Origin of the sequence: Fertoeibacter niger (assembly GCF_009380135.2) — a bacterium.
Taxonomy (GTDB): domain Bacteria; phylum Pseudomonadota; class Alphaproteobacteria; order Rhodobacterales; family Rhodobacteraceae; genus Fertoeibacter; species Fertoeibacter niger.
Genome location: NZ_WHUT02000032.1, coordinates 1 through 1470, shown reverse-complemented (window position 1 = coordinate 1470; position 1470 = coordinate 1). Strand labels below are relative to the sequence as shown.

General features: G+C 68.8%; 2 protein-coding genes and 1 pseudogene. All 3 read left to right on the top strand.

What is annotated here, in order from left to right; all coding sequences use genetic code 11:
* Positions 1 to 249: pseudogene (locus GEU84_RS20940) on the top strand (MBL fold metallo-hydrolase); the annotation flags it as partial.
* A gap of 94 nt (positions 250 to 343) precedes the next feature.
* Positions 344 to 826, top strand: coding sequence for a peptidase associated/transthyretin-like domain-containing protein (locus tag GEU84_RS20935; RefSeq protein WP_152828820.1), 483 nt, complete (start codon positions 344 to 346; stop codon positions 824 to 826).
* Between the two features lie 23 nt (positions 827 to 849).
* Positions 850 to 1443, top strand: coding sequence for a ferric reductase-like transmembrane domain-containing protein (locus tag GEU84_RS20930; protein ID WP_241427796.1), 594 nt, complete (start codon positions 850 to 852; stop codon positions 1441 to 1443).
* Positions 1444 to 1470 lie beyond the last annotated feature (27 nt).

Sequence of the window (1470 nt, the reverse complement as noted above, 5' to 3'; positions counted from 1 at the left end):
TCGGGCAATGAGCAGCTGCTGCTGACGGCTGATCTGGCCTATCATCCGGTGGTCAACATCAACCGCAACTGGCGCCCCGGGCCGGACCGTGATCAGGACGCTGCGGCGCGGTCGCGGCGGCGGATCTTTGACCTTGCGGCGGCGGATGGCGTGCTTGTGCTGGGCTTCCACTATCCCTTTCCCGGTCTTGGCCGCATCCTGCGCACCGATACCGGCTATGCCTGGGTGCCTGCCGGCTGGCAATTCTGAACGCATTTCCGCCGCCGGGCCCTGGCTGGACCAGATGTGATCCGATGTCAGCCCGGCGGCGTGTTAGGCTGAACCACGTTTCAAGGAGACCTCCATGACCGCATCCCCTTTCCTGCGCCGCAGATTTCTGGCCACCGCCGGCGCGGCGCTTGCCATCGGCAGCACCGGACGCCTGCTGCAGGCCGAGGACTGGGCACCCACCGCCACGATGCGCGGGGGTGCCAACAACTATCGCCCCGGCGCGCCCATCGTGAACCGCATCGGCGGCGGCGGGTTCTGGATGACGGGCACGGTGCGCCGGGCGGGCGACGGGGCGCCGCTGGCCGGGCAGCGCATCCAGATCTGGGCCCACACGACCGAGGGCCGCGAGCAGGACCCGCACAGCCACGGCGCCACCTTGACCGATGAGAGCGGCCTGTTCCGGCTGGAGATGCCGCAGATCGTGCCCACCTTCGGCCAGCCCCATGCCCATCTGGCCTATGACAGCGGCGCGTTCCGGCCGGTCTTCCTGCGCCCCATCATGGCGGACCGCCGCGCGACCAGCCTTGAGGCGCATTTCGTGCTGCAACCCGCCTGACCGGACGCAGCATGGCCCGTGTTATGCGCAAGAGCGCCATCTGGACCGGCCTGCTGGCCGCCATGGCGCTGCCGGTGGGCCTGGCAGCCACCAGCCCCTTCCTCGCCTATCGCGACGCCGCCCATGCCGCGGCAGGATTCTCCGGCGTCGCCGCCCTCGCCATGCTCCTGCCACAGGCCCTCCTGATTGCTGGCCTTCTGCCACTCTCCCGGCATGCCGCACAGATGCTGCACCGAAGCACTGGTGCAGCCATCGCGGCCTTGGTCGGGCTGCACGTGGCCGGTCTGTGGATCACCAGCCCGCAAGACATGGCCGACGCCCTGCTTTTCCGGGCTCCGACGCTGTTTTCGGTCTGGGGCGTGCTGGCTTTGGGCTTGCTGATCGCCATAGCGCTGTCTGCATTGCTGCGCCGCCGCTTTGCCCCAGGCAGCTGGCGCTACGTGCATGGCCTTCTGGCGGCATTTCTGGTCACGGCAAGTCTGGCCCATGCCCTGCCGATCATCGGCACGATGGAACAGGCCACGAAAGCCGCACTCTGCCTGATGATCGCCGTCGCGACAGTTGCTGCGCTGATCCGCCGGCTGGGCGCACGACGGCGGCGACCAGACAGAGGCTGATCCCCCTTGCGCCAACCGGCGGGCTGA

Coding starts and splice junctions, on each gene's coding strand:
- GEU84_RS20935 (WP_152828820.1), top strand. CDS start 344: ATGACCGCATCCCCTTTCCTGCGCCGCAGATTTCTGGCCACCGCCGGC.
- GEU84_RS20930 (WP_241427796.1), top strand. CDS start 850: ATGCGCAAGAGCGCCATCTGGACCGGCCTGCTGGCCGCCATGGCGCTG.